This is a genomic window from Bauldia sp., assembly GCF_020442045.1.
Taxonomy (GTDB): Bacteria; Pseudomonadota; Alphaproteobacteria; order Rhizobiales; family Kaistiaceae; genus Bauldia.
The window spans coordinates 17,537-43,915 of sequence record NZ_JAGRLA010000164.1; the positions used below are offsets into that span (position 1 = coordinate 17,537).

A 26,379-nucleotide genomic window follows, 5' to 3' on the forward strand; every position below is an offset into this window, starting at 1 on the left:
CCTAGAGGGTGACGTCGACCCGCGCATCGCCATCGCGGTTCAGGACGTTGACCGATACGTCGGTGCCATAGCGCCGCAGCAGGATGTCGAGCCGGCTGCCGCCGACAGCCAGCGACCTGATATTCACCTCGTCGATGAAGGGCGGCAGCCGGGGCTGGCGGAAATGCACGGTGTTTTCGATGCAGTCGATCTCGATCCCGAGGCTTGCCTGCAGGAGAGCGAAGGGCGTGGCGCTGGCCCAGGCCTGCGGCGCGCAGGCCACCGGATAGAATGTCGGCCCCTTGCCGGCCACCCGCCTGAAACCGCAGAAAAGCTCAGGGAGACGGCGGAGGTCCATATAGGTCGCCGCGTCGAACATCCCGGCGAAGAGCCGCGACAGGTGGTCCTTGAAGCCGTGCCGCGCAAGGCCGAATCCGATCAGCGCGTTGTCATGGGGCCAGACCGATCCGTTGTGATAGGACATCGGGTTGTGGCGGGCCTCGGAATCGGCGATCGTCCGGATGCCCCATCCCGAGAAGAAGGTCTGGCTCATCAACTGGTCGGCAACCTGGCCGGCCCGCTCCTCCTCGACGATTCCGGTGAAGAGCAACTGGCCGGCGTTGGAAGAGCGTATGGCGCATGGCCGGCCCGTACCGTCGATCGCCATCGCATAGGTGCCGATATCCTCGCACCAGAAGGCGGTTTCGAACCGCGCCTTGAGGCGCTTGGCATCGCGAAGCAGTTCCCTGGCGCGCTGGCCATGCCCAAGGGCGGCGGCGATATTCGCGGCTTGGCGCCTGGCCGCGTAGACATATCCCTGCACCTCACAAAGGGCGATCGCGCCGGCCGCGTCGATGCCGTCCGCGTGGTAGGTGGAATCGGCGGAATCCTTCCAGCCCTGGTTGGCCAGCCCCTTGCTGTCGTCGCGGTGATAGACCGTGAAGCCGCTCCTGCCGCCCCGGGCATTGGCCTTGATCCAGGCGAGGGCGGCTTCGATATGCGGCCATAGCCTCGCGGCCGTGTCCAGGTCGCCGGTTCGCTCGAAATAGAGGCCGGCGAGGAGGACGAAGAGCGGCGTGCTGTCGACCGATCCGTAATAGCGTGCGAACGGAACCTCGCCGAGACCGGCCATCTCGCCGAAACGGGCTTCGTGGAGGATCTTTCCCGGCTCGGCTTCGGCAGCGGGGTCGGTTTCGGTCGCCTGGGTCGCCGCCAGATAATCCAGGACGCCCCTGGCCATGGCGGGGTCGATCCACAGCATCTCCATTGCGGTGATGATGGCGTCGCGGCCGAATGCCGTGCTGAACCACGGAATGCCGGCATAGGGGTAGGGGCCGTATCCGGTGTCGGTGACCAGCATATGCAGGTCGGCGACCGACCGGCCGAGGACCTCGTTGAAGACCTCGTTCGATGTCTCGATCGAGGCTCCGCGACCCATCGCTGCGCGAAGCGCCCGGCGCGCCTCGCGCATCGATCCCGAGAACCAGCGGGTTCGCGGATCCTCGCGGACCTCACCCTCCTCGCAATAGACGAGGCTGAAGACGGACGTCCGTTCGCCGGGCCGCAGTTCGAGGTCGAAGACGACGTGCCGGGCATCGATCCGCGACGGCGCCGGGTCGAAGCGCATCGAGGTGTGCCGGGCAACGCGGTCGAGGCCGAGATATCCGAAGACCACCCGGTCCGGCCCGACCTCGACATCGGTGCTGCCGCGTGCCTGCCGCTCATGGCCGCGAATCTCGAAGATGTCGGCGAAATCGGCGGCGAAGAGAAGCGCAAGGCGCAGGCGCTGGGTATTGCCGCCGAAATTGTGGACGCCAAGCCGTTCGTGACAGCCGGCGTTCCAGAGGAATTTGGAGCGGATGATGTGGATCGTGTCCTTCGGCAGGACAAGCGTGTTGCCGTCGAAGAAATCCGGGTTGGTGAGGTCGGCGGTCATCAACGCATTGTTGTCGAGGACCGTCGAACTGAGGAGCAGCGGCCGGCGACCATTGATGACGAGGCGCAGTTCGGAGAGATAGCGGGTATCGCGATGGAACAGTCCCTCCGGACTGCCATTGGCGGAGAGAATGTTGCCGTAGTGGTCGAAAACGCCGAAGGTATCGCCATGTTTCAGCGTCCTCGGCCGCCTTTCCTGGATCGAGGACGTCGCGGGAATGTAAAACTGAAGTGCCGGCTCCACCTCGCTGTCGGCCCACTCTTCCGCGGGATCGCCGGCTACCGGTTGCGTCATCCGACCATGGCTTTCATCTCCGCCGCGGGTGGCGGCAGCCCGATTCCCGTTGTCCTTGGCTATGCCGCATGCAACGACAGCAATGCCTGGGCGGGTAGCTTTCCGCCACCACGCTCCTCGGTCAATGCCTCGTAGACCTTGAGATAGTCGGTCGCCATCCGCGCCGCGGTGAATCGCTTCTCAAAGCGCCGCCGCACCAGGTGTCGATCGAGCGAAGCGGTCATGGCAACGGCATCGACGGCGGATTCGATATCGTCGACGATGAAGCCGGTGATCCCGTCGTCGATCACCTCGGGAACCGATCCGCAGGGCCAGCCGATAACCGGTGTGCCGCAGGCCATCGATTCGATCATGACGAGGCCGAAGGGCTCTGGCCAGTCGATCGGGAAGAGCATCGCGGCCGCCCGGCCGAGGAAGTCCTGCTTCCGGTCCTCGCCGATTTCCCCGATGAAGTCGACATGCGGCTGGTCGAGCAGCGGCGCGATGGTGGTTTCGAAATAAGGTCGATCCCCGACGCCGATCTTTGCCGCGATCTTCAGCGGAATGCCGGCCTGTTTCGCGATCTCGATCGCCCGGTCGACACCTTTCTCGGGCGATATCCGGCCGAGGAAGGCGAGGTAGCCGCCGTCACCGGAGCCGAGCCGGTAAAGCGACTTCGGGATGCCGTGATGGACCGTCGCTACCCAGTTCGCGTCGACGCCCCGTCGCTGCCCGTCCGATATCGAGACCAGGGGCATCTCGTCGAATTCGGCGAAGAGCGGCGGATAGTCCGGCAGGTCCATCCGCCCGTGCATGGTCGTCACCGAGGGGCGGGCCATGGCGCGAACGAGTGGATAATGCAGATTGTCGATATGGAAATGCAGGATATCGAACCCGGCGGCACGGCGGCGAACCCGCTCGAGCATGACCATGTAATGGGGAATCGGGTCCTCGACCTCGGGATCGAGGCGAAGGGCGGCCGGGCTGCAGGAGACAAGCTCGGCCATGGTTTCCGAATCGCCACTCGCGAAGAGGACGATGTCGTGGCCGAGCCGCACCAGCTCCTCGGTGAGGTAGGAGACGATCCGCTCCGTCCCCCCGTAGAGCTTCGGCGGGACGCTTTCGAACAGAGGCGCTATCTGGGCTATCCGCATCGTTTCCAGGCCATCCTGCGGCCCGAGCGTGAGGACGTGAAAGGAAATCCTGCCAGGAGTGATTTCGACTGGCGTCAAATGGACCACGATGTCGCCATCGATATCATTGATCCTCCTCAATATGGCGAGACTGCGCCGTCCCGGAGTGTCCTCCTCTGGGTCACGGGCGTCCGGGCGTCCGGCCGTCCGGATGCGGATCGGGATGAAGCGTGAGCGATGGTGAACTTGCCAACGGCGGCATGTCCGTGACATCAACCCCGATCCAGTGGTTTGTGGTCAGGTGATTGCCGGATGAAACGGTGGCTTATCCGCATTGTCGTGATTCTGGCGGTCGTCGAGGTTGTGTATCTCGCCGCGATCAACGTGGTCCTCAACCTGCCGGCGACCCAGGCCTATCTCAACCAGATGCGTCCCGAGCGCATCACCTATCACTGGGAGCGCGCGTGGAGCTGGATTCCGTTCCGTGTCCATGCCACCGGCCTCGTCCTCAACGGACAGTCCTGGGCCCAGCAGTTCGAGCTGTCGGCGCCGTCGGCTTCCCTGTCCTTCGGCATCCTGCCGCTCTTCGCCAAGACGATCCATCTCTACGACGTGGTCTCGGCCGACGTCTCGCTTCGCTTCCGCCCGCGACCGAACCCGGACCTCGACGACACGGCGCTCCGCCCCTTCTATCCGACCATCGAGGGGCGCGATCCGAATTCTCCGGCGGAACCCGTACCGTCCCAGACGCCCGGCTGGAAGCTGGTCTACGATCTCGCCCGCATTGACGGCGACAACAACGACGTCTGGCTCGGTCCGGTGCGGATGACGCTCGCCGGTGAGGCGACCGCCTCGGTCGCCAAGCAGAATCTCAACGGTCCCCTCGAGGTTAATGACGGCTCGGCCGATGTCGCCATCAAGACTCTGACCATCGCCGGCAGGACAGTCACCGAGACCGGGTCGATCAAGGGCACCTTCAACGTCGCCAGCTACCTGCCGCAGGACAACCGCGGCTTCAAGTTGCTCGCCTTCCTGTCGCTCGATGCCGATATCGACCTGCCGGTCGACGACCTCGCCTTCCTCGACATTCTCCTCAAGAGGGTCAGCGGCCTCAATCTCGGCGGCAAGGGGGGCGTCAAGGGCCATGTCGCCTTCTCCAAAGGCGACCTCAGGCCGGGTACCGACGTGGAGATCGCCGCCGGGCAGGTGAAGGTCGATCTCGCGCCTTACTCGGTCGACGGCGACGGCACCGTCACGGCGAAGGTCGACGAAGCAACCGCCGATACGCTCAATGCCAATTTCCGTTTCAGCAAGCTCAGTGCCTACCGGCAGCCGGAGAATGAAACGCTTTTCACCGGAACCGATCTCGCCATCGAGGTCGATCGCACCACGCGGCTGCTGCCCGGCGCCATCAAGGAGAAGGTGCCGCGCCGGGTCGCCATGACCATTCCCAAGGTCTCGGTCCCCGACATCAGCGTCTATCAGCGCTATGTCCCGGACAAGTGGCACGCGCAGGTGCTCGGCGGCAGCGGCTCCCTCGATGGCCATGCCGAGTTCGCCGCGGCAAGCCTGGATTTCGACCTGACGCTCCATTCGGAGGACGCCGAGGTGAAGCTCCGGGAGGATTCCTTCGAGACCGGCCTCGATTTCGTCATCAAGGCCAAGGGCGAGACCGATGACCAGATTGCCAGGGTCGATATCACCGGCAGCCACCTCGACCTCGACGATTCCCGGATCAAGGTCAAGGAGAGCAAGGATTCCGCCCCCTGGCAGACCCATCTCGCGATCATCGAGGGCGTGGCGCGCTTCGATCTGCCCGACCAATCCGACGCCGGCGAGGGCTTTGTCGGCTTCTGGAGCCTCTTCCACGACCGGGACCTCAAGGCGATGCTGGCGAGCGTCGACGGCGAGCTCAAGGCAACCCTGTCGGTCTCCGACCTCAACTGGGTCAATCAGTTCTTCAAGAACCCCTATTCGCTGGCGATCTACAATTCGGCCGAGGTCTCGGCGGACGTGAAGGTCCAGTCTGGATTCCTCGTCGAGGGATCGTCGGTGAAGATGCCGACCACGGATTTCCGTGTCGAGATCCTCGACTATGTGGCGACCGGCGACGGCGGCTTCGACATCGTCGTCGAGAAGGGCGGCGAGGATCCCGATATGCGGCTCGACGCCAATCTCTCCAAGGCGTCGTTCCGGCTGCAGGACGAAAAGGCCGCGGTGGTCGACGACATGACGCTCGCGGTCGTCGCCACCGCCAAGGGCGTCTCGCTGAAGGACGGCGGATCGGTCAAGTCCGTCGAGATGAATGTCCCGTCGGCCAGGATCACCGATATGGCCGCCTATAACGCCTACCTGCCGAAGAGCTCCCCGGTGCGGATTCTCGGCGGCACCGCCGACCTTTCGGCGAAGCTCGACATGAGCGAGGAGAGCGCCACCGGATTCGTCAAGATGAAGACCTCGCGGGTCGAGGCGGATGTCGGGGGCGACCGCATCTCGGGCGTCATCGCGCTCGACGTGCCGATCGGCGGTGGCTCGGCCAAGGACAAGACCTTCATTATCAGCGGTTCTTCGCTTGCCCTCAGCGCCGTCCGCGTCGTCGGCGGGCTGGCGACCAACGACTGGAGCGGACGGGTCGATATCGGCAAGGGCAAGGTGGTCTGGAGGAAGCCGATGAACCTCGACATGACCGGCACCTTCCAGATGGCCGATGCCCGCCCGCTGGCAAGCTTCTTCGATTCGCATCGCAAGGAGCAGAAGTGGCTCGACCGGATCCTGAGCCTGAAGAACATCCGGGGCGACGCCACGATCAAGGTCGAGCCGAAGGAGATCGTGATCCCCTATGCCATGGCGAAGGCCGAGCCGGTCGAGGTCGGCGTCAAGGGCATCTTCGGCCCGGGTGTCAGGCAGGCGATGTTCTATGCCCGCTACGGGAATCTTTCGGGTATTCTCGAAGTCGACGGCAGCGAGAAGCGCTTCGGGCTGTTCGGCGCCAAGCGGAAGTTTGACGACTACAGGCCGGGCGGTCCCCTGCCTGGCCTGAGTTCGCGCAGCGGCAACAACCGGGCGGAAACTCCGGCCAAGAAGCCTTTTTCAATCTTCAAGCGGCGCTGACCATCTTCGCGGTCGCCACCGACGGCGACGGTGTTGCGGGTGATGCCGGCAAACAGGGAAGAAGACGACAGATGGACTACAGGCCATTCGGCAGCACCGGCGTCCAGGTCTCGCAACTGTGCTTCGGCACCATGTCATTCGGCGGCGACGCCGACGAAGCCGAGTCCGGCCGGCTCTACGCGGCGTGCCGGAATCGCGGCATCAATTTCTTCGACACCGCGGATGCCTATTCGATGGGGCGTTCAGAGGAGATACTCGGCCGGCTGATCGCGGGAGAGCGGGACAACCTGATCATCTCCTCGAAATGCTTCAACCCGATGAGCGACGACATCAACGGCGGCGGCGCCAATCGCCGGCATATCGCGACCGCGGTGGAGGCGAGTCTCAAGCGGCTGGGTACCGACCGCCTCGATATTCTCTTCATGCATCAATGGGACGCGAGGGTGCCGCTCGAGGAGACCTTGCGGGCGCTCGAGAAGCTCTTCCGCGACGGCAAGGTGCTCTACCTCGGCGCCAGCAACTACGCTGCCTGGCAGGTCGCCAAGGGGCTCGGCATCTCGGAGCGCCGGGGCTGGCCGCGCTTCGACGTCCTCCAGCCGATGTACAACCTCGTCAAGCGCCAGGCGGAGGCCGAGATCCTACCACTGGCCCTGGCGGAGAAGCTTGCGGTCATGCCGTATAGCCCGCTCGGCGGCGGTCTCCTGACCGGCAAATATACAAGCGCCGATGGGGACGCTTCCGGAAGCCGGCTCGTCACCGACCCCATGTACAAGAGCCGCTACCGGGAAGACTGGACGCGCGACGTCGCAGGCTCGTTCGCGAATTTTGCCCGCGAGCGGGGCTTTCATCCGGTCAGTCTCGCGGTCGCCTGGGTCGGCGCGCATCCCGCGATCACCTGTCCGATCATCGGGGCGCGCAGCGTCGAGCAGCTGGTGCCGTCGCTGGATTCGGTCGACGTCGACATGACGCCGGAGCTGCGGCGAGAGATTTCCGCCCTGTCACGGACGCCGCCTCCGGCGACCGACCGGCTCGACGAGCAGCCCGACGAGGGCTAGGTGCCGGCGGCCGCCTGCCTTTCCAGTTCGGCGAGCTTGTCGACCCGGCGGCGGAAATGTTCCTCGGTGCTGAAGTCGGACGCAAGGAAGGTGCGGATGACGTCGGCCGCGATCTGCGGTCCGATGATCCAGGCGCCGATGCACAGCGTGTTGACGTTGTCGTGCTCGACGGCCTGACGCGCCACGAAGGTGTCGTGCGCGACCGCGGCGCGGATGCCCGGGATCTTGTTCGCGGCGATACAGGCGCCGGCGCCGGTGCCGCAGACGAGGATGACGCGTTCGACCGTGCCGTCGGTGAGCATCGCCACCGCCTTGCGGGTGACGTCGGGGAAGTCGACCGGCTCGGGCGAATTGGCGCCGACGTCGATCACCGTGTCGCAATATTCGGCGAGCAGATCGGCGACGAAGGCCTTGAGCGGATAGCCGGCATGGTCGTTGGCGAGGCAGACGGCGCCCCGCTTCGGAACGGCGATCGTGTTCGGCGATCGTGCTTCGTCATTGGTCATGCCGGCGTTTCCTCCCCTTGCGGGCGCGTTGCCCGTCATCCGAGTTCAAAGCTGGTTATGCCGTAGATGTCGTTCAGTGGCACGGACGGCGGCGTGCCGCGATACATCCGCGCCGTCTCGAAGGATGGCGTCAGGCCGTGGCGCGTGGCAAGCGCGACGCCGGCGGTATTCGGTTCCGGGACGTCGATCGATACCGGCTCGCCGTTCGACGTGGCGACGAGGCGATTGAAGAGGGCTTCCGCGATCTCCGGCGTATCGGCGAAGAGGGGGCCGATCTTGTAGCCCTCGCGGCAGGGACGGATCGTGCCATATCCGCGGATCCGGCCGTCCCTGACATAGCCGAGCGTGTGCCGGTGGTCGGGATTGATCCAGTGGCGGAGAAAATCCGCCCGGCGGGCGGGCATCATCGCCGCGTCATAATCCGCCAGGGATGGCGACATGCCGTCCAGCACGACGATCGGATGGTCGCCGGGCGCGCCGACGGACGGGACGCCGGAGAAGCGGATGTTGCGCTCCGCCAGCACGAATCCGGATTTCGCGTAATTCGCCTGCTGGTCGACGACGCCGTCGAGGCCGATCGTGCGATCGCCGAGTCGCGCCATCCCGGCGTTCCAGGTCGCCAGGCCATGGCCCTGTCCGCGATGGTCGGGGTCGACGATATAGAATCCGAGAAAGCCGTATGTGTCGTCGTAGCCCACGACCGAGATGCAGGATACCGGCTTGCCGTTCTTCCAGCCGATGAGGAATCCCTCCGGGTCGGCGGGATGGAAGGCGTCGGCATCGTGGTGGCCGGGATTCCAGCCTTCGGCCGCCGCCCAGTCGGTCATGATCGCAAGGTCATCGCGCGATGCTGGTCTTATCTCGAGGCCGGTCATCGATCCTTCCGGGTTCGTCGAGCCGTCGCTGCCAGAAGCATAGCGATTCTATACCGCGAACGATCGGTGAATTGTGGCCGCCGTGCCGCGGATGATAGCTTCGCCGCATGGAAACGAACGATTCACGACCGCCCGCGGTTATCGTCTTTCTCGATCGCGGCTCGTTGCCGCCGGATACGGTGATGCGGGCTCCGGATTTCCCGCACCGGATGGTCTCCTTCGAGGAGACCTCGCCGGAAGAGGTCGGCGGGCGGATCGCCAGTGCCGACATCGTCATCACCAACAAGGTGCCGGTTCGCGCCGGTGCGATCGACACAGCCGCCAGACTCCGCATGATCGCCGTCGCGGCGACCGGAACCGACATTGTCGATCTCGACACCTGCTCGGCGCGCGGCATCGTCGTCTCCAACGTTCGCGACTATGCGCGCACCACGGTACCGGAGCATGTCTTTGCCCTGATCTTTGCCCTCCGGCGCAGTCTCTTCGCCTATCATGATTCTGTGCGCCGGGGCCGGTGGCAGACCGCCACGCAATTCTGTTTCTTCGACCACCCGATCGGCGATCTGGCGGGTTCGACGATCGGAATCATCGGCCGCGGCGCCCTCGGCCAGGCCGTCGCCGACATTGCCCGCGCGCTTCGGATGAATGTGCTTTTCGCCGGCCGCAAGGGGGAGGGGGCCGGGGACGGCCATGCGGCATTCGGCGACGTTCTTCGCCGCAGCGATATCATCACGCTCCACGTTCCGCTGACGGCAGGCACGAAGGGCATGATCGGAGCGGCGGAATTCGCGCTGATGGAGCGGCACCCGATCCTGATCAACACCGCGCGCGGCGGCCTGGTCGACGAAGTCGCGCTTGGCGACGCGCTGGAGAGTGGCCGGATATCGGGGGCGGGCTTCGATGTCGCGAGCCGGGAACCGCCGCCCGCCGATCACGCCCTGATGGCGTTGCTCAAATTCCCGAACTTCATCCTGACGCCCCATGTCGCCTGGGCAAGCCGCGAGGCGAGCCAGGTGCTTGCCGACCGGACGATCGACAATATCGAGACCTTTTGGGCCGGAAAACCGCGCAACGTCGTCAACGGATAGGCGAATCGGCCCTCTCGGCGGAGATCTCGGCAGATGGAGCCTTTGCGCCGGCAAGCCGTGCCGGTATATCTCTTCATGAGCGATGTTCGTGGCGGCACCGGGACGGGCTAGAGGATGGTAATGGAAGCATTCAATCCGGGCGGAATACTCGCCAAGATTCCATTATTCGGCGAGACGCTCGATGCGCGCCAGCTCGCGCATCTCGCCGCCCAGTGCCATCTGGTCATCTATCCGCCGCGTGCCGTTGTGCTTGCCGAAGGCGACTTCGGGGACGCGATGTATGCGATCGTCAATGGTCACGTGACCGTCTCCCTCCAGGACAAGCGGGGCGGCGAGCATGGCGTGGCGACGCTCGGGGTTGGCGAGATCGTCGGCGAGATGTCGCTGCTGACCGGCATGCGGCGTACCGCGACCGCGGTCGCCCGCGACGAGGTGACGGCGCTCGAGATCACCAAGGTGACGTTCGAGGAGATGTTCCGCCAGGCGCCGGAACTGATCGACAAGTTCAGCGCCGTGCTTGCCCAGCGTCAGACCGAGCTCGACCGGATCGCCGCCGGGGCCGATGCCAGCGCCGACGCGATCGGCGCACGGATCCGGCGCTTCCTCCTCAGGCGCTAGCCTTTCAGGTCTTCGGCCATCCAGACGCCCGCACCCGGCGAGGCGCCGCGGATGATGCACTCGAAAAGCAGGCCGCGCGGCGCGTCGGCTTGTTATCTTGCCGGCGTATCGGATGCCAGCATGTCCGGCGTGTGGATGTGCTCCGGCCTGACGCCGAGGCCGATCAGGCGTCCCATCAGGCGCTGGACGGTCGGGATACGGCCGCCAATCCTCGCCAAGAGCGGCGGATGGAAATCAGCCTGCTTGTCGAGGGCCTGCTGGATGATGTTGTCCTGGGCGAGAATCTGGAAACGCTGCGTCATCCGCGCCGGAAAAGCGCGCCGCTCCTGGACCGCCTCGAGGTCGGAGAGCTGCACGGTGCCGGCCTTGAGCGGGGCGGCGAGGAGATTGGCCGTCGCCACCGCGTCCTGGACGGCGAGATTGACGCCGACGCCGCCGATCGGCGACATGGCATGGGCGGCGTCGCCGATGCACAGGAGACCGGGCCGGTACCATTGGCGGAGGCGGTCGACGGCGACCGTCAGCAGCTTGATCTGATCCCAATCCTGGAGCGTGTCGATCCGGTCGCTTGAAAACGGCGCGATGGCGGCAAGCTCGCCGCGGAACGCGGCGAGGCCCTTTGTCTTCAGCTCGTCATAGCCGCCCTTGGGGATCAGGTAGGCGCATTGCCAATAGTCGCCCCGGTTGATCAGCACGAGGATCCGTCCGGCCGCCGCGATCAGCGCCGGCTCATCCGCCTCCTCCGGCTTGCGGGGAAGCCGCATCCACAGAACATCCATCGGCGCACCGAGGCTCTCGACCTCGAAGCCGGCGCGGTCCCGCGTGGTCGAATGGCGGCCATCGGTTCCGGCGACAAGGGGCGCGCGGGCTTCCACGTCGCCATCCGGTCCGGTCGCACGGACGCCGACGACGCGATCGTCTTCCTCGATGAGGTCGGTGACCTCGGTGCTCATCAGCAAGCGGAAGCCGGGGTAGCGTTTGCCCTGCCCGGCGAGGAAATTCAGGAAGTCCCATTGCGGCATGAGCGCTATGTATTTGCAGACCGTCGGCAGCTCGGTGAAGTCGGCGCCGATGACCGTCCCGCCGAGGTTCAGGCCGAAGTGATGTGCCTCCTGATGCGGCAGCTTGAGAAACGCATCGAGCAGCCCGAGCTCGTGCATGAGTTGCAGCGTCGAGGGGTGGATCGTGTCGCCACGGAAATCGCGAAAGAAGTCGGCGTGCTTTTCCATGACGATGACGTCGACGCCGGCCCGGGCGAGCAGGAAGCCGAGCATCACGCCAGCCGGGCCGCCGCCGGCGACGATACAGGCGCTTTCGAGTTTGCTGATGGTGGCCATTCCCGGTCTCTCCGTTTCCCGCATCGAATAGGATTCCGCCCCGGCGAACCTATCCCTATCCCGGACGGCCGCGCATCGAAAGCGGTTGAAGCGCTGGCGCCCGGCCGCGATACTCCTTCGGCATGCCGGGGCGGGATGATGTCAGGGCTGGTGGATGAAAATCCGGACGGGGTGGTTATATCCGCTTCTCGTCGTGGCGGTTCTGGCCGGCGCGGTGCTGCTGCGGGTCGCCGACCCGTTCTCCCTCCAGGCGCTCCGTTCCATCGCCTTCGACACCTATCAGCGGCTTCAGCCCGCATCCTATAACGTCAATACGCCGGTCCGCATCGTCGCGATCGACGACCAGTCGCTGGAGCGGATCGGCCAGTGGCCGTGGCCGGATGAGGTCATGGCGAAGCTGCTGCGCAACGTGACGGCGCAGGGCCCCGCGGTCGTCGCCTTCGACATTCTCTTTCCGAGCAGCGGCGACACCGGTTCGGTCTTCGCGGAGGCCGTCGCCTCGGCGCCGGTGGTGCTGGCGCTCGCGCCCACGAACCTCCCGACCGACGATCCGGTCCCCGATCTCAAGGCCACGGTCTCGGTGAGCGGTGCGGATGCCCTTCCCTTCATTCCCTCCTTCGCCAATGTCGAGGCCAACGGGTCGGTCCTCGACGGGGTGGCGACCGGGCTCGGCGCGACGGCACCCTTGTCGGAGCAGGACGGCCTCCTCCATCGCCTGCCGCTCGTGTCGCGGGTAGGCGCCCGTATCCTGCCGGCGCTGGGCCTCGAGGTCCTGCGCGTTGCCCAGGGCTCGGATGCCTATCTGCTCGAGGCCTCGGACGGCGAGGGCCTCCCGGCGCTTGCCCGGCCGCCGGGCCTGTCCCGCATCACGGTGGGCGACATCTCGATGCCCACCGATCCCGATGGCGGCATGCGCCTGGATCTGCGGCCGTCCAATCCCGAGGCCTATATCCCGGCCTGGCGAGTCCTCGAGGGCGACGATGTTTCGGAGGCAATCGAGGGCCGGATCGTCGCCATCGGCCTCACGGCCGCCGGCGTCGGCGACTTCGTGGCGACGCCGCTGGAACGGTCGATCGCGAGGGTCGAGTTCCAGGCGGAAGCCATCGAACACATCCTCTCCGGGCGGACGGTGACCCGGCTCGGCGACGCCGTCGCGATCGAGATCGGGGTCGTGATCCTGTTCGGTCTTCTGCTGGCCTGGCTTCTCCCGCGGCTGAAGCTGGTCGTCGCGGTGGCTGCCGGGCTGGTCGTGGTGGCCGGCATTGCCGCGGCCGGCTGGTTCGCCTATCGCGACTTCGGTCTGGTTTTCGATCCCACCTGGCCGGTCCTGTCGCTCTGGGTCCTCGCGGCGCTGACCGCCCTGTATCTTCACCACCGGCTGGAAATGCGGCGAGCCGAAGCCCGGGCGGCCTTCGGCGGTTCGATGGCGCCGGCCATGGTCGACGCGGTGCTCAGGCATCCGGATCGGCTGGTGCTTGATGGCGAGACGCGGGAAGTGACGCTGATGCATTGCGCGATCAGGCATTTCGGCGCGATCGCGGAACACTTCGAGGCCAAGGACCTCGTCTCCTTCGTCAATTGGTTCAACGCGCCCCTGGCCGATGCGATCCATCGCAACCACGGCATGTTGTCGTCGAGCAAGGGGGATTCGCTGATCGCCGTCTGGAACGCGCCGCTCGACGACGAGTTGCATGCCACCAACGCCTGTCGGGCAGCGGCGGCGATCCAGGCCGGGATACGGCACCTGGATCGCGGCGAGGCGGCCAGGGCAACCGTTGGTATCGGCATTGCGACGGGCAACTGCTGTGTCGGCCGTGTCGGCGCGGGTGAGCGCTCGGGCTATCTCGCGCTCGGCGAAAGTGTTGACCTCGCCGAACATCTGCAGCGGCTGTCGGAGTTCTACGGCGCCGGCGTCGTGGTCGACGAAACCACGGTTGCGCGGATGCGGGAACCGCAGGTGCTCGAGCTCGACCTGATCCGGGTCAGGGGACGAAGCCGGCCGATCCGCATCTTCGTGATTGCCGGGGCGATCGAAGAGGCGGAGCAGGTCTTCGATCGCCTGGCGCCCGTGCATGCGGCGATGATCGGCTGCTACCGCGACCGGGACTGGGATGGGGCGGCGGCGGCGCTGACGCAATGCCTCGCCTTCCGCATCGAAAGGCTGCTGACGCTCTACAGTCTCTATCGCAGCCGTATCGCAACGTGTCGGGAGATCCCGCCGCCGATGGAATGGGATGGCGCGGATGCGACGCTGGGGTAGGGTTGTGTGACGGACGTCATATCGGAGCCGCCTGCGGGCTGGCAGCGTATCCCGGCGGCGTATCGGGGGCTGAGAATCTGGGGGTTCCTGCGTTGACCAATCCGTTTGGTGCGCTGTTGGCGGTGCTGACCATACTGGAGGTCAAGCACTTCATCTGCGACTACCCCTTGCAGACGCGCTATCAGCTGAAGAATAAGGGGACCTACGGTCATCCCGGCGGAATCCTGCATTCCGGCATCCAGGCGGCGGGCACGCTTTTCGCCTTTGTCGCGGTGACGCCGACCTTCCTCCTTGGCGCGGGCATCGTCGTCGTGGAATTCCTGGTCCACTATCACACCGACTGGGCGAAGGCGAACTTCATCCGGCATGCGGGCTACGAGGTCGCTGATGCCAGATTCTGGTGGGCGATCGGGGCGGATCAGCTCATCCATCAGCTGACCTATGTCGTCATCGCCGGGGTTCTCGTGGGGATGACGATCGGTACCGGCTGACGGCGGCGGCCCCTTAATCGCCCGGAGCGGGCGCTGCCGAACCGTCCTCGACGTGCCCGGTCCGCCGGGAGCGGCGGGCGGCCGTCCTTCGGCGTGGCGTATCGAGCGGTGCCACGCTTTCGCGGATGGCCAGCGAGCAGGGCAGGCGGGCTCCCTGCAGGTCGGCCGGCCGGCCCGACATCCGCGCCACCAGATTCTCCGCGCCGAGCAGGCCCATCTCGGTGCGCGGCTGGATCATCGTAGTCAGGGCGGGATCGAAGTTGGCGGAATATTCGATGCCGTCGAAGCCGGCCACGGATACGTCGGCGGGTACGCGAATTCCGGCATCCTTGACTCCCTTGATGAAGCCGATGGCCATTTCGTCGCTGGCGGCGAAGATCGCCGTCGGCCTGTCGGCTCCGAGCTTGAGGAAACGCCGGGCCGCGTCTGTTCCGGCGGTGAAATTGAAGGCCCCCGGCCAGATCAGGCTGTCGTCGACGGAGATGCCGGCGGCGCCCAGCCCGTCGCAATAGCCCGTTATCCGCTCGCCGGTTTCGACGTTGCCCTTGGGGCCGGTAATATGTGCGACGCGGCGATGGCCGACGGCGATCAGATACGCCGTCATCGCCCGCGCCGCATCGCGATTCGCGACCTCGAAGACAGGCAGGCCGCTCGAGGGGATGTCGTTCGAGATCAGGGTGATCGGCATCTTGCTGTTGAGTTGAAGAAAATCGGTTCCGGGAAGCCGGCCGTTGAACAGCAGGACGCCGTCGACCTGGCCGGCCCGGACAATCCTGTCGTAATGCGCCTCGCGGACGGGGTCGTTGCGGGTATCGCCGAAGATCACGCCATAGCCCTGGTTGGTGAGCACCTCCTCGACCGCGTCGATGATGACATTCCAGAACGAATGGCCGAGGCCGGGCAGCAGGCAAAGCACCATCTTGGTCGATTGCGCCCGTAGATTGCGGGCGGTCGCGTTCGGCGTGTAGCCGGTCTCTCTGATCGCCGCGATCACCCGACTCAGGGTCGGTTCGGCGACCCGGTCCGGATCCGTCAATGTCCGGCTGACGGTCGCGGTGGAGACCTCCGCGCGCCTCGCGACGTCGAGAATCGTCGCGCGTCGCGACGGTCGGGCTTTGGCGATTCCGTTTCGCTTCGTCATGATTTTCCGCAATTTTCCAGCCGCTTCCGCGCCCCCGTATATCATTTCTCGTCGGCGACGGTGACCGGCAGTTTGCCCGAGCAGTGAATTCATGTAAACGTTTTCAACTTAGGGAAATTGAGTCGGTCCAAGGAGTTGACAAGCGATCATCTTTGCCTACTGTTGATGTAAACGATTACAGGTGAGGAATATCGAAGAGATGTTCCTGAATCGCCATGGTGCACTGCAAAAGAACGCTTGCGTTTTATAAAAGGGAGGAAGGGAATGAAGTCTTTTGTCACGAGATTGCTCGGGGCGAGTGCTTTGGCCGCCCTGGTCAGCGGACCGGCGATGGCCACGGATCTCGAGGTCATTCATTGGTGGACCTCGAAGGGCGAATCGGCCGCCGTGAACGAATTCGCCAAGGCTTTCGACAATGACGGCGCCGGCGACCACTGGGTCGACAGCGCCATCGCCCTCGGCGAGACCGCCCGCGCGACGATCATGCGGCGCGTCCTTCTCGGCGACCCGCCCGGTGCGGCGCAGTTCAATCCGGGGCGCCAATACGAGGAACTGATCAGCGGCGGCCTGCTGCTCCAGCTCGACGACATCGCGGAGGCCGGCAACTGGGCCGAGGTGATCCGTCCGCAGCAGATTCAGAGCGCCTGCCTGGTCGATGGGCACTGGTATTGCGTGCCGGTGAATATCCATTCCTGGCCCTGGGGCTGGTACTCCAAGGACGCCTTCACCAAGGCCGGCCTTGACGAGCCGACCAGCTTCGACGAGTTCGTCGCGATGGCGCCCAAGCTGCAGGAAGCGGGCATCATCCCGATGGCGATCGGCGGTGACGGCAATGGCTGGCAGATTCGCGGCGCCTTCGACCAGATCCTGCTCGCCAGCCTTGGCATCGAGCAGCGCGACAAGATGTATGGCGACAAGGACACCGACATCGCCGGCGGTGCCGACATGCTGAGGGCGCTGACCAACTTCAAGGCGCTCAAGCAATATACCGACGAGGGCTACGCCAACCGCAACTGGAACGACACCACCAACATGGTCATCACCGGCAAGGCGGGCCTGCAGATCATGGGCGACTGGGCCCGTGGCGAATTCGCGGCGGCCGGGATGACCGGCGTCGAGGATTTCGGCTGCATCATCGGCCTGAACGAGGCGCATCCGATTGTCAGCACCGACGGCGACGTGTTCGTCTTCTTCAAGCAGGATGATCCCGAGGTCGAGGCAGCGCAGAAGCGCCTTGCCGAGCTGATCATCAGCCCCGAGGTGCAGGTCGCCTTCAACAACAAGAAAGGCTCGATGCCGGTCCGTGGCGACGTCGACATGGCGTCCGCCGATCCCTGCATGCAGAAGGCGCTGAAGGCGGTGGAGGACCCCGCCAAGATCGCCACCGGCGTGCAGCGTTTCATTACCGAGGACACCAACAACGAGCTGAACGCGCTCATCACGCAGTACTGGTCGGAAGACTCGATGTCTGCGGAAGACGCCCAGGCCCGTTGGGTCGAGATATTCAAGAACGCGAGCTAGGCGGACAGCCGGGGCATGGGTGCCGTCCAACATCTGGGCGGCACCCCTTTTCACGTCGTCGGGAAACGGGCATCCGGATCGCCTCACGCTTCGTGACGGCACCGGTATTGCGTGCCTCACACATTTGGCGACGGGGCGGACCGACCGGCTTGTCCGGGACGGTCGGGGGTCGGGACCGGCGACAGGCTGGGGATGGGAATTTGGCATGGCGGAAGCGCGACGGCGACGATGGAAGATCCAGGCGGTCATCGGGACCTTGCCGATGATCGCCGTTGCGGTCGGCGTCTATGTGATTGGCATAGCCTTCACCTTCTACTGGTCGTTTACCAGCTCGAAGCTGTTCCCCAACAACAACCTCGTCGGCCTGGACCAGTACCGCCGTCTCTGGTCAAGCGATCGTTGGCTGGTCGCGGTCAACAACATCTGGATCTACGGCGTCCTGCTCATCGTCTTCAGCCTGGTCTTCGGCTATCTGCTGGCGGTCTTCATGGATCAGCGGATTCGGCAGGAAGCGGTCTTGCGGTCGATCTTTCTCTATCCCTTCGCCATGTCGCTGATCGTCACCGGCCTGATCTGGCAGTGGATGCTCGATCCCAATCTCGGCATCGAGCAGACCCTCCATGGCTGGGGATGGACGAGTTTTCATTTCTCGCCGCTGGTCGATCCCGAGACTGCCATCTACGGGCTGGTGATCGCCGGCATCTGGCAGGGGTCGGGCGTGACGATGGCTATCCTGCTCGCCGGATTGCGTGGCGTCGATTCGGAGATATGGAAGGCGGCCAGGGTCGATGGCATCCCGACCTGGCGGGTCTACCTCTTTATCGCCCTGCCGATGATCCGCGGTGCGCTGGCCACCGCCTTCGTCCTGCAATGCGTCGGCGTTGTCAGGGTCTATGACCTGATCGTCGCGATGACCGGCGGCGGGCCCGGAATCGCCACCCAGATGCCGGCCGTATACGTCATCCAGATGATCAGCAGCAGCCAGAATGTCGGTCAGGGCATGGCGGCGGCGACGATGATGCTGCTGCCGATCCTGGTGGTGCTCGCCTTTGGCGGGCTCGCCATGTGGCGCCGCAGGCGGCGCGCCGCCATGGGAGCGACGCCATGAGCGCCGGCGATATGACCCTCACCGACACCGAAGCGGAAGCCCGCTGGGGAACCCAGCCGGGCGGCGTGAAACCGCGCCGCTTCTCGCCGGCCCGCCTCGGCATCTATGGCTTTCTGGTTATCTCGGCGTTGTTCTTCCTGATCCCGCTCTACGTGATGATCGTCACCTCGCTGAAAACCATGCCGGAGATCCGGCTCGGCCATTTGTTCAGCCTGCCGGGGGAGGTGACGTTCCAGCCATGGGTCGATGCCTGGCTGAACGCCTGCACCGGGCGGGATTGCAACGGGCTCCATCCCGGCTTCCTCAATTCGCTGAAGATCACCATTCCGAGCGTCGTCGTCTCGATCATCATCGCCTCGATCAACGGCTATGCCCTGTCCTTCTGGCGCTACAAGGGTGCCAATCTCTTCTTCGGCCTGCTCGTCTTCGGTGCCTTCGTCCCCTACCAGGTGGTCATCTACCCGCTGATCATCGCCGCGCGGGAAGCGGGGCTCTATTCGACGTTGGCTGCCATCGTCATCGTCCACACCATCTTCGGCATGCCGATCCTGACGCTGCTCTTCCGCAACTACTATGCGTCGGTGCCGATCGAGCTGTTCAAGGCCGGCCGCGTCGACGGCGCCGGCTTCTGGCAGATCTTCTTCCGCATCATGGTGCCGATGTCGGTGCCGATCACAACGGTCGCGGTGATCCTCCAGGTAACCGGCATCTGGAACGACTTCCTGTTCGGCGTGGTCTTCGCCGGCCGCTCGAACTGGCCGATGACGGTGCAGCTCAACAACATCGTCAACACCACCACCGGCGTTCGCGAATACAACGTCAACATGGCCGCCACGATCCTGACGGCGGCCGTTCCGCTTGCCGTCTACTTCATTTCCGGACGGTGGTTCGTGCGCGGCATCGCGGCCGGCGCCGTCAAGGGGTAGAGGATGGCAAGTGTCTCGATAAAGAAGCTCGGAGTCTCCTTCGGCTCCCTCAACGTCCTCCGTGATCTCGACCTCGAGGTCGATCAGGGCGAGTTCATCGTCCTGCTCGGCCCCTCCGGCTGCGGCAAGTCGACATTGCTCAACGCCGTTGCCGGCCTGCTCGACGTCGACGCCGGCCAGGTCTGGATCGGCGGCAAGAACGTCACCTGGGAAGAGCCGAAGGATCGCGGCATCGGCATGGTGTTCCAGTCCTATGCGCTCTACCCGCGGATGACGGCGGAGGGAAATCTCACCTTCGGCCTCCGGGTTGCGCGCATGCCGAAGGACGAAATCGCCCGCCGGGTCGACCGGACCGCGGACCTGCTGCAGATCAAGCCATTGCTCGGCCGTCGGCCGGCGGAGCTCTCGGGCGGCCAGCGCCAGCGCGTCGCCATCGGCCGCGCCCTTGTCCGCGATGTCGATGTCTTCCTGTTCGACGAGCCGCTGTCGAATCTCGACGCCAAGCTGAGGACCGAGCTCAGGGTCGAGCTCAAGAAGCTGCATAACCAGCTCAACTCGACGATGATCTACGTCACCCATGACCAGATCGAGGCGCTGACGCTGGCCGACCGGATCGCGGTCATGCATGGCGGCGTGATCCAGCAGCTGGCGGCGCCGAAGGAAATCTATCGCCGGCCGGTCAATCGCTTCGTTGCCGGTTTCGTCGGCTCTCCGGCGATGAATTTCCTCGAGGGGACGCTGACCATCGTCGACGGGGCGCCAGCCATCAGGATCGGCGATGTGACGACCGGGCTTGCCGGCTACGACTTCGCCGCCGCGCCGGTCGAGGGCAGGGCCGTCGTGCTCGGCATCCGCCCGGAGCAGATCGTCCTGGCCGACGCCGCCGCCGCGCCGTCGCAGGTTCCGATCGATATCCACCTGATCGATCCGATGGGCGCCGACAGCCTGCTATGGGGCACGGTCGGCAGCGACACCGTCTCGGTGCGGATCGGCCCGGACGACGAATACACGGTTGGCGACACCGTCGCCGGCCATTTCCACCCGGACCAGGCTTCTGTCTTCGACGCCGGGACCGGCGTCCGCCTCTAGACCAACAGATCGGATTTGTGATGACCGACTACCGGATATCGTTCCAGCTCTACAGCGCGCGCAGCTTTCCTCCCGTCGAGGCACAGCTCGAGACATTGGCGGCCATCGGTTTCGACGCGGTGGAGCCCTATGGCGGCGCCTATGGCGACGATCCGGCGGGCCTGCGAAAGAAGCTCGATGCCGTCGGCCTTGCCTGCCCGAGCGCCCATATCGGGCTGGCCGATCTCGACGCGGATCGCGCGGCGGTCGTCGACGTCGCGCGGACACTCGGTCTCGAGACGGTCGTGACACCCTTTCTGCTGCCGGACCAGCGGCCCGACGACGCCGATGGCTGGCAGGCCCTCGGTGCGAGGCTCCAGGAGCACGCCGCGGCGCTCCGCGAATCGGGCCTGAAATTCGCCTGGCATAATCACGCCTTTGAATATGCGGTGCTGTCCGACAACACGCGCCCGATCGATCACCTGCTCGCCGGTCCGGATGTCATGTGGGAAGCCGATATCGGCTGGATCGTCCGGGCCGATCGCGACGTCGCGGCGGAGCTTTCGCGCTTCCAGGGCAAGCTCGCCGCCTTCCACGTCAAGGACCTCGCGCCGGAAGGCGTCACCGAGGACGATGGCTGGACCGATGTCGGGGCCGGCACCGTCGACTGGCGGGCGCTCCTGCCGGCGATCGAAGCCGCGGGCACCGACCTTCTCGTCCTCGAGCATGACGCGCCGTCGGACTGGCGGAGCTTCGCCGAGAATTCCTTCCGGTTCCTCACCGGCCTGGTCGGCGAATAGGCGGGGCGCGAAATGGCAAAACGAGCAGCAATCGGCATCATCGGCTGCGGCGTCATCTCGGACACCTATTTCGAGCTTGCGCCGCTGTTCAGGGGAGTCGAGATCGTTGCCTGCGCCGATATCGCGCCCGCATCTGCAAAGGCGAAGGCGGAGCAATATTCGGTGCGGGCGCTGTCGGTCGATGCGCTTCTCAAGGATGCGGAGATCGATGCGGTCATCAACCTCACGGTTCCCGATGCACATTATGCCGTCAACCTCGAGATCCTCAGCGCCGGCAAGCACGCCTATACGGAAAAACCGCTGGCCCTCACCTACAAGGAAGCGCGGAAGCTCGTTGCCGAGGCGGACAGGCGCGGCCTGAAGCTCGGCGCCGCGCCGGACACCTTCCTCGGCGCCGCCGGCCAGACCGCGCGCAGGCTTCTCGACAAGGGGGCGGTCGGCGAGGTGGTCGGCGGGACGGCCCATGTCCTCAACCATGGCATGGAGCACTGGCATCCGAGCCCGACCTTCTTCTTCCGGCCGGGCGGCGGGCCGATATTCGACATCGGTCCCTATTATCTCGCCACCCTCGTCAATCTCCTCGGGCCCGTGAAGTCGGTCGCTGCGATGGCCGGCAAGGGGTTCGCCGAGCGGATCGTTTCCGCCGACGGGCCGATGAAGGGAAAGCGGATCAGGGTGACGACGCCGACCAGCATCAACGCTCTCCTGGAGTTCCGTTCCGGCGCACAGGTGACGATCGGCGCCAGCTGGGACGTGTGGAAGCACGGCCACGCCAATCCGATCGAGATCTACGGCACCGAGGGCACGATGCTGGTGCCCGATCCGAATTTCTTCAGCGGCGTGGTTTCCTGCTCGCGGAACGACGGCGACTATGTCGAGACGGACACCGCTTCGCTGCCCTTCGGTGCCGCCAACTGGTCGCCCCGACCGGGTGTGCCGAAGCGCGCAAATTACCGGATGGCCGGAGTGGCCGACCTGGTCGATGCCGTCAGCCGGGACCGGGAGCCGCGCTGCTCGGGCCGGCTCGCGGCGCATATCGTCGAGATCATGGAGTCGATTCTCGTTTCCGGCCGGGAACGGCGCTTCGTCAGGATGCGGTCGACGACCGGGCGCCCGGCGCCGCTGACGGCGGCCGATATCCGGCGCCTGGCGAAATAGCCCCGCTGCGTCCCGCGTCAGGCCTCGTCCGGGTCCTTGCTGACCAGCCGGCGATAGCGGTCGCGGCCCTCGGCGAGATGCCTGCGCATCGCCCGGCGTGCGGCGCCGGCGTCGCCCTTGGCGATCGCCGCGATGATCGCTTCGTGCTGCGCCTGTATGCGCGCCAGATAAGGCGTGCCGCCATGCTCGTGATCGTCGATGAGAATCGTCCGCCGCGGGATGATGATTCCGCCGATGAACTCGAGGAAGGACGAGAAATAGGGATTTCCGGTCGTCGTGCCGATCACGGTGTGGAGCTCGAAATCGAGGTCGACCGCCGGGTCGCCGTTGGCGATTGCGCGAGCCATGGCGCGGCTGACCTTTCTCATCCGGGCTATGTCGGCTTTCGATCGCTGCCTGGCGGCGATGCCCGCGGCCTCGACCTCGACGCAGAGCCGCAGCTCCATCACGTCGAGGACCTGCTTGACCGACTTGAGTCCCTTCGGGTCGATCCGGAAGGGGCGGTTGCGAATCTCGGCGGCGACGTAGGCGCCGGAGCCCTGGCGGGTCTCCACGAGTCCGTCGGCGCGAAGCGCCGCGATCGCTTCGCGGACCACCGTCCGGCTCACGCCATAGGTTTCCATCAGGGACCGCTCCGTCGGCAGCCGGGTGTGCGGCGGCAACTTGCCGGCCACGATCTCGTCGGCAAGCCGGGCGGTGAGCGTGCTGGTCAGGTTGGGCTGGGCTCGGCCCGTTTCGGATCCTGGGGGCGAAGAAGCGGTCAATGCGAAATTCCTAGCCGAGGCCGATCCACGCTTCCTCCAGCCTGGCCGGAAGCCCGGTGCCTATCTCTCCGTCGACCACGTTATACATGGGATCGCGGCTGCGGAAGAAATACGGCAGGTGGGACGCATTGAACTCGTCCACGACCGGGCCGACGACGGCGACCGGGAAGCGGGTCATCTCAAACATGCCGGCCCTCCCGTTGCATAGGCCGCACGACTCTGGCAGGTGCTGTTTCCTGTCCCTTGAAGTTGTCGTACAACCCTGGTCGCCCTAGCACAGGCGCTGCATCGGACAATAAGAAGGTGCATGATATTGGCCGGCATGATCCTCATGCCAGGGAGCGAAATCGGGATGAAGACTGTTCTCCTCACCGGCGCGGCAGGCGGAGTCGCGACCCTGATCAGGCCGTTGCTGCGCGCCGAATACAGGCTCCGGCTTTCGGACCGGCGACCGGTTCCCGATCCCGTCCCGGAAGAGGAGGTGATGGATGCCGATCTCGACGACATGGAAGCGCTGCGCAAGGCCGTGGCCGGCGTCGACGGCATCGTGCATCTCGGCGGCTATTCCGTGGAAGCGGACTGGGAGACGATCCAGGCCGCCAACATCGCCGGCTGCTACAACCTCTTCGAGGCGGCCCGGCTCGAAGGGGTCCGGCGGATCGTCTTCGCCTCGAGCAATCACGCCGTCGGCTTCTACCCGCGGTCCGAAACCATCGGCGTCGATGGACAGGTCCGGCCGGACAGCCGCTACGGGCTCAGCAAGGCATTCGGCGAGGCGCTTGGCGCCCTCTACGGTCATAAATACGGAGCCGAGGTGCTCAGCATCCGGATCGGCCATGTCGGGGAGCGGCCGGTCGACCGGCGGCGGCTGGCGATCTGGCTGAGCCCGCGCGATCTCGTCCAGCTCGTCCGCATCGGGCTGGAGCATCCGGGGATACGTCACGAGATCGTCTACGGCATGTCGGATAACGCGCGTGCCTGGTGGGACAACGGCAATGCGTTCCGCCTCGGCTACAAGCCGCAGGACCGGTCGGAGGACTACGCGGAGGAGGTTCTCGCCGCCGATGACGGCGTGTCGGGAGACGACCGCGTCGATCTCAACCAGGGTGGGCCATTCTGCGTCGCGGAGCGCATCTGATCCGGCGCGTCATCCGGGTTTTTCACAGGCGTTTACCAATCGGAATGCCGGTGCGATTTTTCCGCTTGTCGGGAGGAAGCGGTTTTTATAGATTTATTTACAGACGATGATTCGTCGCCATTTGGAGACGCATCGTCCGCACCCTCTGATTTGAGGCTGTGCGTTTGGGTTGGGGAACGTAGTTGTAATTCTCGGTGTAGATGGAAGTTATCGGTCCGGCTTTTGTGATCGGGCGAAAGATTTTACCAAGCCTCTGTTTTGCTTCGAAAAATCCTGGATGACACCGCCGGCCAGTGGCCGGCGGTTTCGTTTATGGTCACTGGTCCTTCACCCGCCCGACGGCTACCATCGGATTTGGTGACGGAGAATCCCATGTTGTCAGCGTTCAAGCAGTTCCTGTCGGATCTGACGGGCGAAAAGCAGCCGGAACCAATGGGCGAAGAGCGCTATCGCCTGGCGGCGGCGGCGCTTCTCTTCCATGTCATCGCCATCGACGGCGAGGTCTCGGCCGAGGAAAAGGCGAAGCTCCACGATATCCTCAAGCACCGCTTCGCGCTCGACGACGACGATGTCGAGGAGTTGATGGCGGAGGCCGAAGCCGCCGACAAGGAGGCGGTCGATCTCTACGGCTTTACCAGCGTGCTCAAGCAGCAGCTCGACGTGAAGGATCGCGAACGCATCGTCGGAATGATGTGGGAACTGGTCTTTGCCGATGGTAATGTCCACGAATTCGAAGACAATCTGGTGTGGCGGGCGGCCGAGCTGCTCGGGGTATCCTCGCAGGCGCGCATCAGGCTGAAACAGTCTCTCCGCCCCGATGACGCCGGCTGATCGCTCACGGATCCTCATCGTTCTCCACCAGGAGCATTCAACGCCGGGACGTGTCGGATTGCGGCTGGTGGAGCGCGGCTACCAGCTCGATATCCGGCGTCCCCGTTTCGGTGATCCGCTGCCTGATTCGCTCGTCGACCATGCCGGAGCGGTGATTTTCGGCGGTCCGATGAGTGCCAACGACCCGGACGACTACATCAAACGGGAGACGGACTGGATCGAGGTGCCGCTGAAGGAGGGTGCGCCCTTCCTCGGCCTCTGTCTCGGGGCGCAACTGATGGCCCGCCATCTCGGCGCCGCGGTGACGGCGAATGCCGATGGCAGCGTCGAGGTCGGCTACTATCCGATCTGGCCGACCGAGGCCGGCCGGCGGCTGATGGACTGGCCCGATCAGGTCCACCACTTCCATCGCGAGGGATTCGACCTGCCCGACGAGGCCGTGCTGCTGGCCACCGGCGAAAAGTTTCGCAACCAGGCTTTTTCCTTCGGAAAGTCGGCCTTTGCGATCCAGTTTCATATCGAGCTGACCAACGCGATGGTCGGCCGATGGACGCTGAGATCGAGCGAGCGGGCGCCGCAACCCGGCGCCCAGGGGGCGGCGGAGCATTTTCTTGGCCGCGCGCTTCATGACTGGAAGACGAAGAATTTCCTGGAAGGTTTTCTCGACCACTGGCTGGCCAGCGATCCGAGGCCGGCGCGGGGCTGATTTCGACCCATGCCAATCGTTGCAATTTGCGAAGAATTTTGCAGATTGCGTTGCACGGCCGGTTACTGAAGTCTTAATAATTTCAATAAATTGCGATCATTGCCCGACCCGCTACCAGTGCTTGGGGAAGGGCCTCTGGCAAGCCGTTTGCCACTACCGGGCTACGCTGGCCTTCAGGTTGTGCGTAGTCAGCGACACCTGGCGGGGAAGGTAAGCCGTCGACCCCCGGCTTTGCCTTCCCCGTCCAGTTAACCGTCTGCTTTCCCGCGATTCCCGCTACCAATTGTCCGGGGCGATTACCAGTCGGGATCGCCGGCGATGGCCGCCTTCAGGTCGCGATATTCCTCGCAATCGACGCCGCAGATCACGCCGATCTGGTCGAGCTCGGCCTGGGCAAGGTCGAACCGGCCCATCATCACATAGCCTTCACCGAGATATTCGCGGGTCAGCACGTTGTCCGGCTGGATGGCGAGCGCCTTGTGGTAGTAGGCGATGCCCTCGTCGACATCGCCCATCTTGCGCTTCGAATAGCCGATCATGGTCAGCACCATCGCAT

General features: G+C 64.9%; 24 protein-coding genes. 15 read left to right on the forward strand and 9 right to left on the reverse strand.

What is annotated here, in order from left to right; all coding sequences use genetic code 11:
* Position 1: 1 nt before the first annotated feature.
* Positions 2–2,209: an amylo-alpha-1,6-glucosidase gene (locus tag KDJ86_RS18250; protein ID WP_291749139.1), complete on the reverse strand. Its 2,208-nt coding sequence runs from the start codon at positions 2,207–2,209 to the stop codon at positions 2–4.
* 59 nt (positions 2,210–2,268) lie between these two features.
* Complete coding sequence (locus KDJ86_RS18255; protein ID WP_291749140.1) at positions 2,269–3,342, reverse strand: glycosyltransferase family 4 protein; 1,074 nt, start codon at positions 3,340–3,342, stop codon at positions 2,269–2,271.
* Positions 3,343–3,633: 291 nt separating this feature from the next.
* Here KDJ86_RS18255 and KDJ86_RS18260 point away from each other — a divergent pair, with 291 nt between their 5' ends.
* Both KDJ86_RS18260 and KDJ86_RS18265 read left to right on the forward strand, forming a co-directional pair.
* Positions 3,634–6,432: an AsmA family protein gene (locus KDJ86_RS18260; protein ID WP_291749143.1), complete on the forward strand. Its 2,799-nt coding sequence runs from the start codon at positions 3,634–3,636 to the stop codon at positions 6,430–6,432.
* Positions 6,433–6,503: 71 nt separating this feature from the next.
* Positions 6,504–7,487 carry an aldo/keto reductase gene (locus KDJ86_RS18265; protein ID WP_291749145.1) on the forward strand — a complete coding sequence of 328 codons (984 nt, stop codon included), beginning with the start codon at positions 6,504–6,506 and terminating at the stop codon, positions 7,485–7,487.
* Here the strand turns inward: KDJ86_RS18265 and KDJ86_RS18270 are convergent.
* Both KDJ86_RS18270 and KDJ86_RS18275 read right to left on the reverse strand, forming a co-directional pair.
* Positions 7,484–7,993 carry an RpiB/LacA/LacB family sugar-phosphate isomerase gene (locus KDJ86_RS18270; RefSeq protein ID WP_291749147.1) on the reverse strand — a complete coding sequence of 170 codons (510 nt, stop codon included), beginning with the start codon at positions 7,991–7,993 and terminating at the stop codon, positions 7,484–7,486. The two genes, KDJ86_RS18265 and KDJ86_RS18270, sit on opposite strands and share 4 nt — an antisense overlap.
* Positions 7,994–8,028: 35 nt before the next feature.
* On the reverse strand, positions 8,029–8,868 hold the full coding sequence (locus tag KDJ86_RS18275) for a GNAT family N-acetyltransferase (RefSeq protein ID WP_291749150.1): 840 nt from the start codon (positions 8,866–8,868) through the stop codon (positions 8,029–8,031).
* Positions 8,869–8,975: 107 nt separating this feature from the next.
* Between KDJ86_RS18275 and KDJ86_RS18280 the strand changes: the two genes are divergently transcribed.
* On the forward strand, positions 8,976–9,956 hold the full coding sequence (locus tag KDJ86_RS18280; protein ID WP_291749153.1) for a D-2-hydroxyacid dehydrogenase: 981 nt from the start codon (positions 8,976–8,978) through the stop codon (positions 9,954–9,956).
* Between the two features lie 120 nt (positions 9,957–10,076).
* Complete coding sequence (locus KDJ86_RS18285; RefSeq protein WP_291749155.1) at positions 10,077–10,574, forward strand: cyclic nucleotide-binding domain-containing protein; 498 nt, start codon at positions 10,077–10,079, stop codon at positions 10,572–10,574.
* Between the two features lie 92 nt (positions 10,575–10,666).
* Here KDJ86_RS18285 and KDJ86_RS18290 read toward each other — a convergent pair whose 3' ends face one another.
* Entirely contained in the window at positions 10,667–11,911 is a 1,245-nt protein-coding gene (locus KDJ86_RS18290; RefSeq protein WP_291749158.1) for an FAD-dependent oxidoreductase, read from the reverse strand.
* Positions 11,912–12,065: 154 nt separating this feature from the next.
* Between KDJ86_RS18290 and KDJ86_RS18295 the strand changes: the two genes are divergently transcribed.
* Positions 12,066–14,171: a CHASE2 domain-containing protein gene (locus KDJ86_RS18295; protein ID WP_291749160.1), complete on the forward strand. Its 2,106-nt coding sequence runs from the start codon at positions 12,066–12,068 to the stop codon at positions 14,169–14,171.
* 92 nt (positions 14,172–14,263) lie between these two features.
* Positions 14,264–14,662 (forward strand): DUF3307 domain-containing protein, encoded by a 399-nt coding sequence (locus KDJ86_RS18300; protein ID WP_291749162.1) that lies wholly within the window; start codon positions 14,264–14,266, stop codon positions 14,660–14,662.
* 13 nt (positions 14,663–14,675) lie between these two features.
* On the opposite strand, the gene KDJ86_RS18305 is transcribed toward KDJ86_RS18300, so the two are convergent.
* Entirely contained in the window at positions 14,676–15,803 is a 1,128-nt protein-coding gene (locus KDJ86_RS18305; RefSeq protein ID WP_291749164.1) for a LacI family DNA-binding transcriptional regulator, read from the reverse strand.
* Between the two features lie 264 nt (positions 15,804–16,067).
* On the opposite strand from KDJ86_RS18305, the gene KDJ86_RS18310 reads away from it, so the two are divergent.
* From KDJ86_RS18310 to KDJ86_RS18335, 6 genes are all read left to right on the forward strand, one after another.
* Positions 16,068–17,324 carry an ABC transporter substrate-binding protein gene (locus KDJ86_RS18310; RefSeq protein ID WP_291749166.1) on the forward strand — a complete coding sequence of 419 codons (1,257 nt, stop codon included), beginning with the start codon at positions 16,068–16,070 and terminating at the stop codon, positions 17,322–17,324.
* A 205-nt stretch (positions 17,325–17,529) separates the two neighbouring features.
* The gene (locus tag KDJ86_RS18315; protein ID WP_291749168.1) at positions 17,530–18,432 is read left to right on the forward strand and encodes a carbohydrate ABC transporter permease; all 903 of its coding nucleotides are present in this window, start codon (positions 17,530–17,532) and stop codon (positions 18,430–18,432) included.
* Positions 18,429–19,358 (forward strand): carbohydrate ABC transporter permease, encoded by a 930-nt coding sequence (locus tag KDJ86_RS18320; protein WP_291749172.1) that lies wholly within the window; start codon positions 18,429–18,431, stop codon positions 19,356–19,358. The genes KDJ86_RS18315 and KDJ86_RS18320 overlap by 4 nt, the downstream gene beginning before the upstream one ends.
* Positions 19,359–19,361: 3 nt before the next feature.
* Positions 19,362–20,447: an ABC transporter ATP-binding protein gene (locus KDJ86_RS18325; protein WP_291749174.1), complete on the forward strand. Its 1,086-nt coding sequence runs from the start codon at positions 19,362–19,364 to the stop codon at positions 20,445–20,447.
* A 20-nt stretch (positions 20,448–20,467) separates the two neighbouring features.
* Positions 20,468–21,226: a sugar phosphate isomerase/epimerase family protein gene (locus KDJ86_RS18330; RefSeq protein WP_291749176.1), complete on the forward strand. Its 759-nt coding sequence runs from the start codon at positions 20,468–20,470 to the stop codon at positions 21,224–21,226.
* Between the two features lie 12 nt (positions 21,227–21,238).
* Positions 21,239–22,384, forward strand: coding sequence for a Gfo/Idh/MocA family protein (locus KDJ86_RS18335; RefSeq protein ID WP_291749178.1), 1,146 nt, complete (start codon positions 21,239–21,241; stop codon positions 22,382–22,384).
* Between the two features lie 17 nt (positions 22,385–22,401).
* Here the strand turns inward: KDJ86_RS18335 and KDJ86_RS18340 are convergent, their stop codons facing one another.
* Together KDJ86_RS18340 and KDJ86_RS18345 are read right to left on the reverse strand one after the other, a co-directional pair.
* A complete protein-coding gene (locus KDJ86_RS18340; protein ID WP_291749180.1) occupies positions 22,402–23,148 on the reverse strand; it encodes a FadR/GntR family transcriptional regulator in 747 nt (248 codons plus the stop codon).
* A 10-nt stretch (positions 23,149–23,158) separates the two neighbouring features.
* Positions 23,159–23,335, reverse strand: a complete 177-nt coding sequence (locus tag KDJ86_RS18345; RefSeq protein ID WP_291749182.1) for a hypothetical protein — start codon at positions 23,333–23,335, stop codon at positions 23,159–23,161.
* A 165-nt stretch (positions 23,336–23,500) separates the two neighbouring features.
* Here KDJ86_RS18345 and KDJ86_RS18350 point away from each other — a divergent pair, with 165 nt between their 5' ends.
* From KDJ86_RS18350 to KDJ86_RS18360, 3 genes are all read left to right on the forward strand, one after another.
* On the forward strand, positions 23,501–24,286 hold the full coding sequence (locus tag KDJ86_RS18350; RefSeq protein ID WP_291749184.1) for an NAD-dependent epimerase/dehydratase family protein: 786 nt from the start codon (positions 23,501–23,503) through the stop codon (positions 24,284–24,286).
* A 372-nt stretch (positions 24,287–24,658) separates the two neighbouring features.
* Positions 24,659–25,117 (forward strand): tellurite resistance TerB family protein, encoded by a 459-nt coding sequence (locus KDJ86_RS18355; RefSeq protein WP_291749185.1) that lies wholly within the window; start codon positions 24,659–24,661, stop codon positions 25,115–25,117.
* Complete coding sequence (locus KDJ86_RS18360; protein ID WP_291749187.1) at positions 25,104–25,823, forward strand: glutamine amidotransferase; 720 nt, start codon at positions 25,104–25,106, stop codon at positions 25,821–25,823. Before KDJ86_RS18355 ends, KDJ86_RS18360 begins: the two co-directional genes overlap by 14 nt.
* Positions 25,824–26,119: 296 nt before the next feature.
* On the opposite strand, the gene KDJ86_RS18365 is transcribed toward KDJ86_RS18360, so the two are convergent.
* The coding region (locus tag KDJ86_RS18365; RefSeq protein WP_291749190.1) for a tetratricopeptide repeat protein at positions 26,120–26,379 on the reverse strand (260 nt) is incomplete at its 5' end.

Coding starts and splice junctions, on each gene's coding strand:
- KDJ86_RS18315 (WP_291749168.1), top strand. CDS start 17,530: ATGGCGGAAGCGCGACGGCGACGATGGAAGATCCAGGCGGTCATCGGG.
- KDJ86_RS18320 (WP_291749172.1), top strand. CDS start 18,429: ATGAGCGCCGGCGATATGACCCTCACCGACACCGAAGCGGAAGCCCGC.
- KDJ86_RS18330 (WP_291749176.1), top strand. CDS start 20,468: ATGACCGACTACCGGATATCGTTCCAGCTCTACAGCGCGCGCAGCTTT.
- KDJ86_RS18295 (WP_291749160.1), top strand. CDS start 12,066: ATGAAAATCCGGACGGGGTGGTTATATCCGCTTCTCGTCGTGGCGGTT.
- KDJ86_RS18255 (WP_291749140.1), bottom strand. CDS start 3,342: ATGCGGATAGCCCAGATAGCGCCTCTGTTCGAAAGCGTCCCGCCGAAG.
- KDJ86_RS18290 (WP_291749158.1), bottom strand. CDS start 11,911: ATGGCCACCATCAGCAAACTCGAAAGCGCCTGTATCGTCGCCGGCGGC.
- KDJ86_RS18310 (WP_291749166.1), top strand. CDS start 16,068: ATGAAGTCTTTTGTCACGAGATTGCTCGGGGCGAGTGCTTTGGCCGCC.
- KDJ86_RS18345 (WP_291749182.1), bottom strand. CDS start 23,335: ATGTTTGAGATGACCCGCTTCCCGGTCGCCGTCGTCGGCCCGGTCGTG.
- KDJ86_RS18350 (WP_291749184.1), top strand. CDS start 23,501: ATGAAGACTGTTCTCCTCACCGGCGCGGCAGGCGGAGTCGCGACCCTG.
- KDJ86_RS18335 (WP_291749178.1), top strand. CDS start 21,239: ATGGCAAAACGAGCAGCAATCGGCATCATCGGCTGCGGCGTCATCTCG.
- KDJ86_RS18265 (WP_291749145.1), top strand. CDS start 6,504: ATGGACTACAGGCCATTCGGCAGCACCGGCGTCCAGGTCTCGCAACTG.
- KDJ86_RS18355 (WP_291749185.1), top strand. CDS start 24,659: ATGTTGTCAGCGTTCAAGCAGTTCCTGTCGGATCTGACGGGCGAAAAG.
- KDJ86_RS18250 (WP_291749139.1), bottom strand. CDS start 2,209: ATGACGCAACCGGTAGCCGGCGATCCCGCGGAAGAGTGGGCCGACAGC.
- KDJ86_RS18275 (WP_291749150.1), bottom strand. CDS start 8,868: ATGACCGGCCTCGAGATAAGACCAGCATCGCGCGATGACCTTGCGATC.
- KDJ86_RS18360 (WP_291749187.1), top strand. CDS start 25,104: ATGACGCCGGCTGATCGCTCACGGATCCTCATCGTTCTCCACCAGGAG.
- KDJ86_RS18305 (WP_291749164.1), bottom strand. CDS start 15,803: ATGACGAAGCGAAACGGAATCGCCAAAGCCCGACCGTCGCGACGCGCG.
- KDJ86_RS18260 (WP_291749143.1), top strand. CDS start 3,634: ATGAAACGGTGGCTTATCCGCATTGTCGTGATTCTGGCGGTCGTCGAG.
- KDJ86_RS18325 (WP_291749174.1), top strand. CDS start 19,362: ATGGCAAGTGTCTCGATAAAGAAGCTCGGAGTCTCCTTCGGCTCCCTC.
- KDJ86_RS18285 (WP_291749155.1), top strand. CDS start 10,077: ATGGAAGCATTCAATCCGGGCGGAATACTCGCCAAGATTCCATTATTC.
- KDJ86_RS18270 (WP_291749147.1), bottom strand. CDS start 7,993: ATGACCAATGACGAAGCACGATCGCCGAACACGATCGCCGTTCCGAAG.
- KDJ86_RS18280 (WP_291749153.1), top strand. CDS start 8,976: ATGGAAACGAACGATTCACGACCGCCCGCGGTTATCGTCTTTCTCGAT.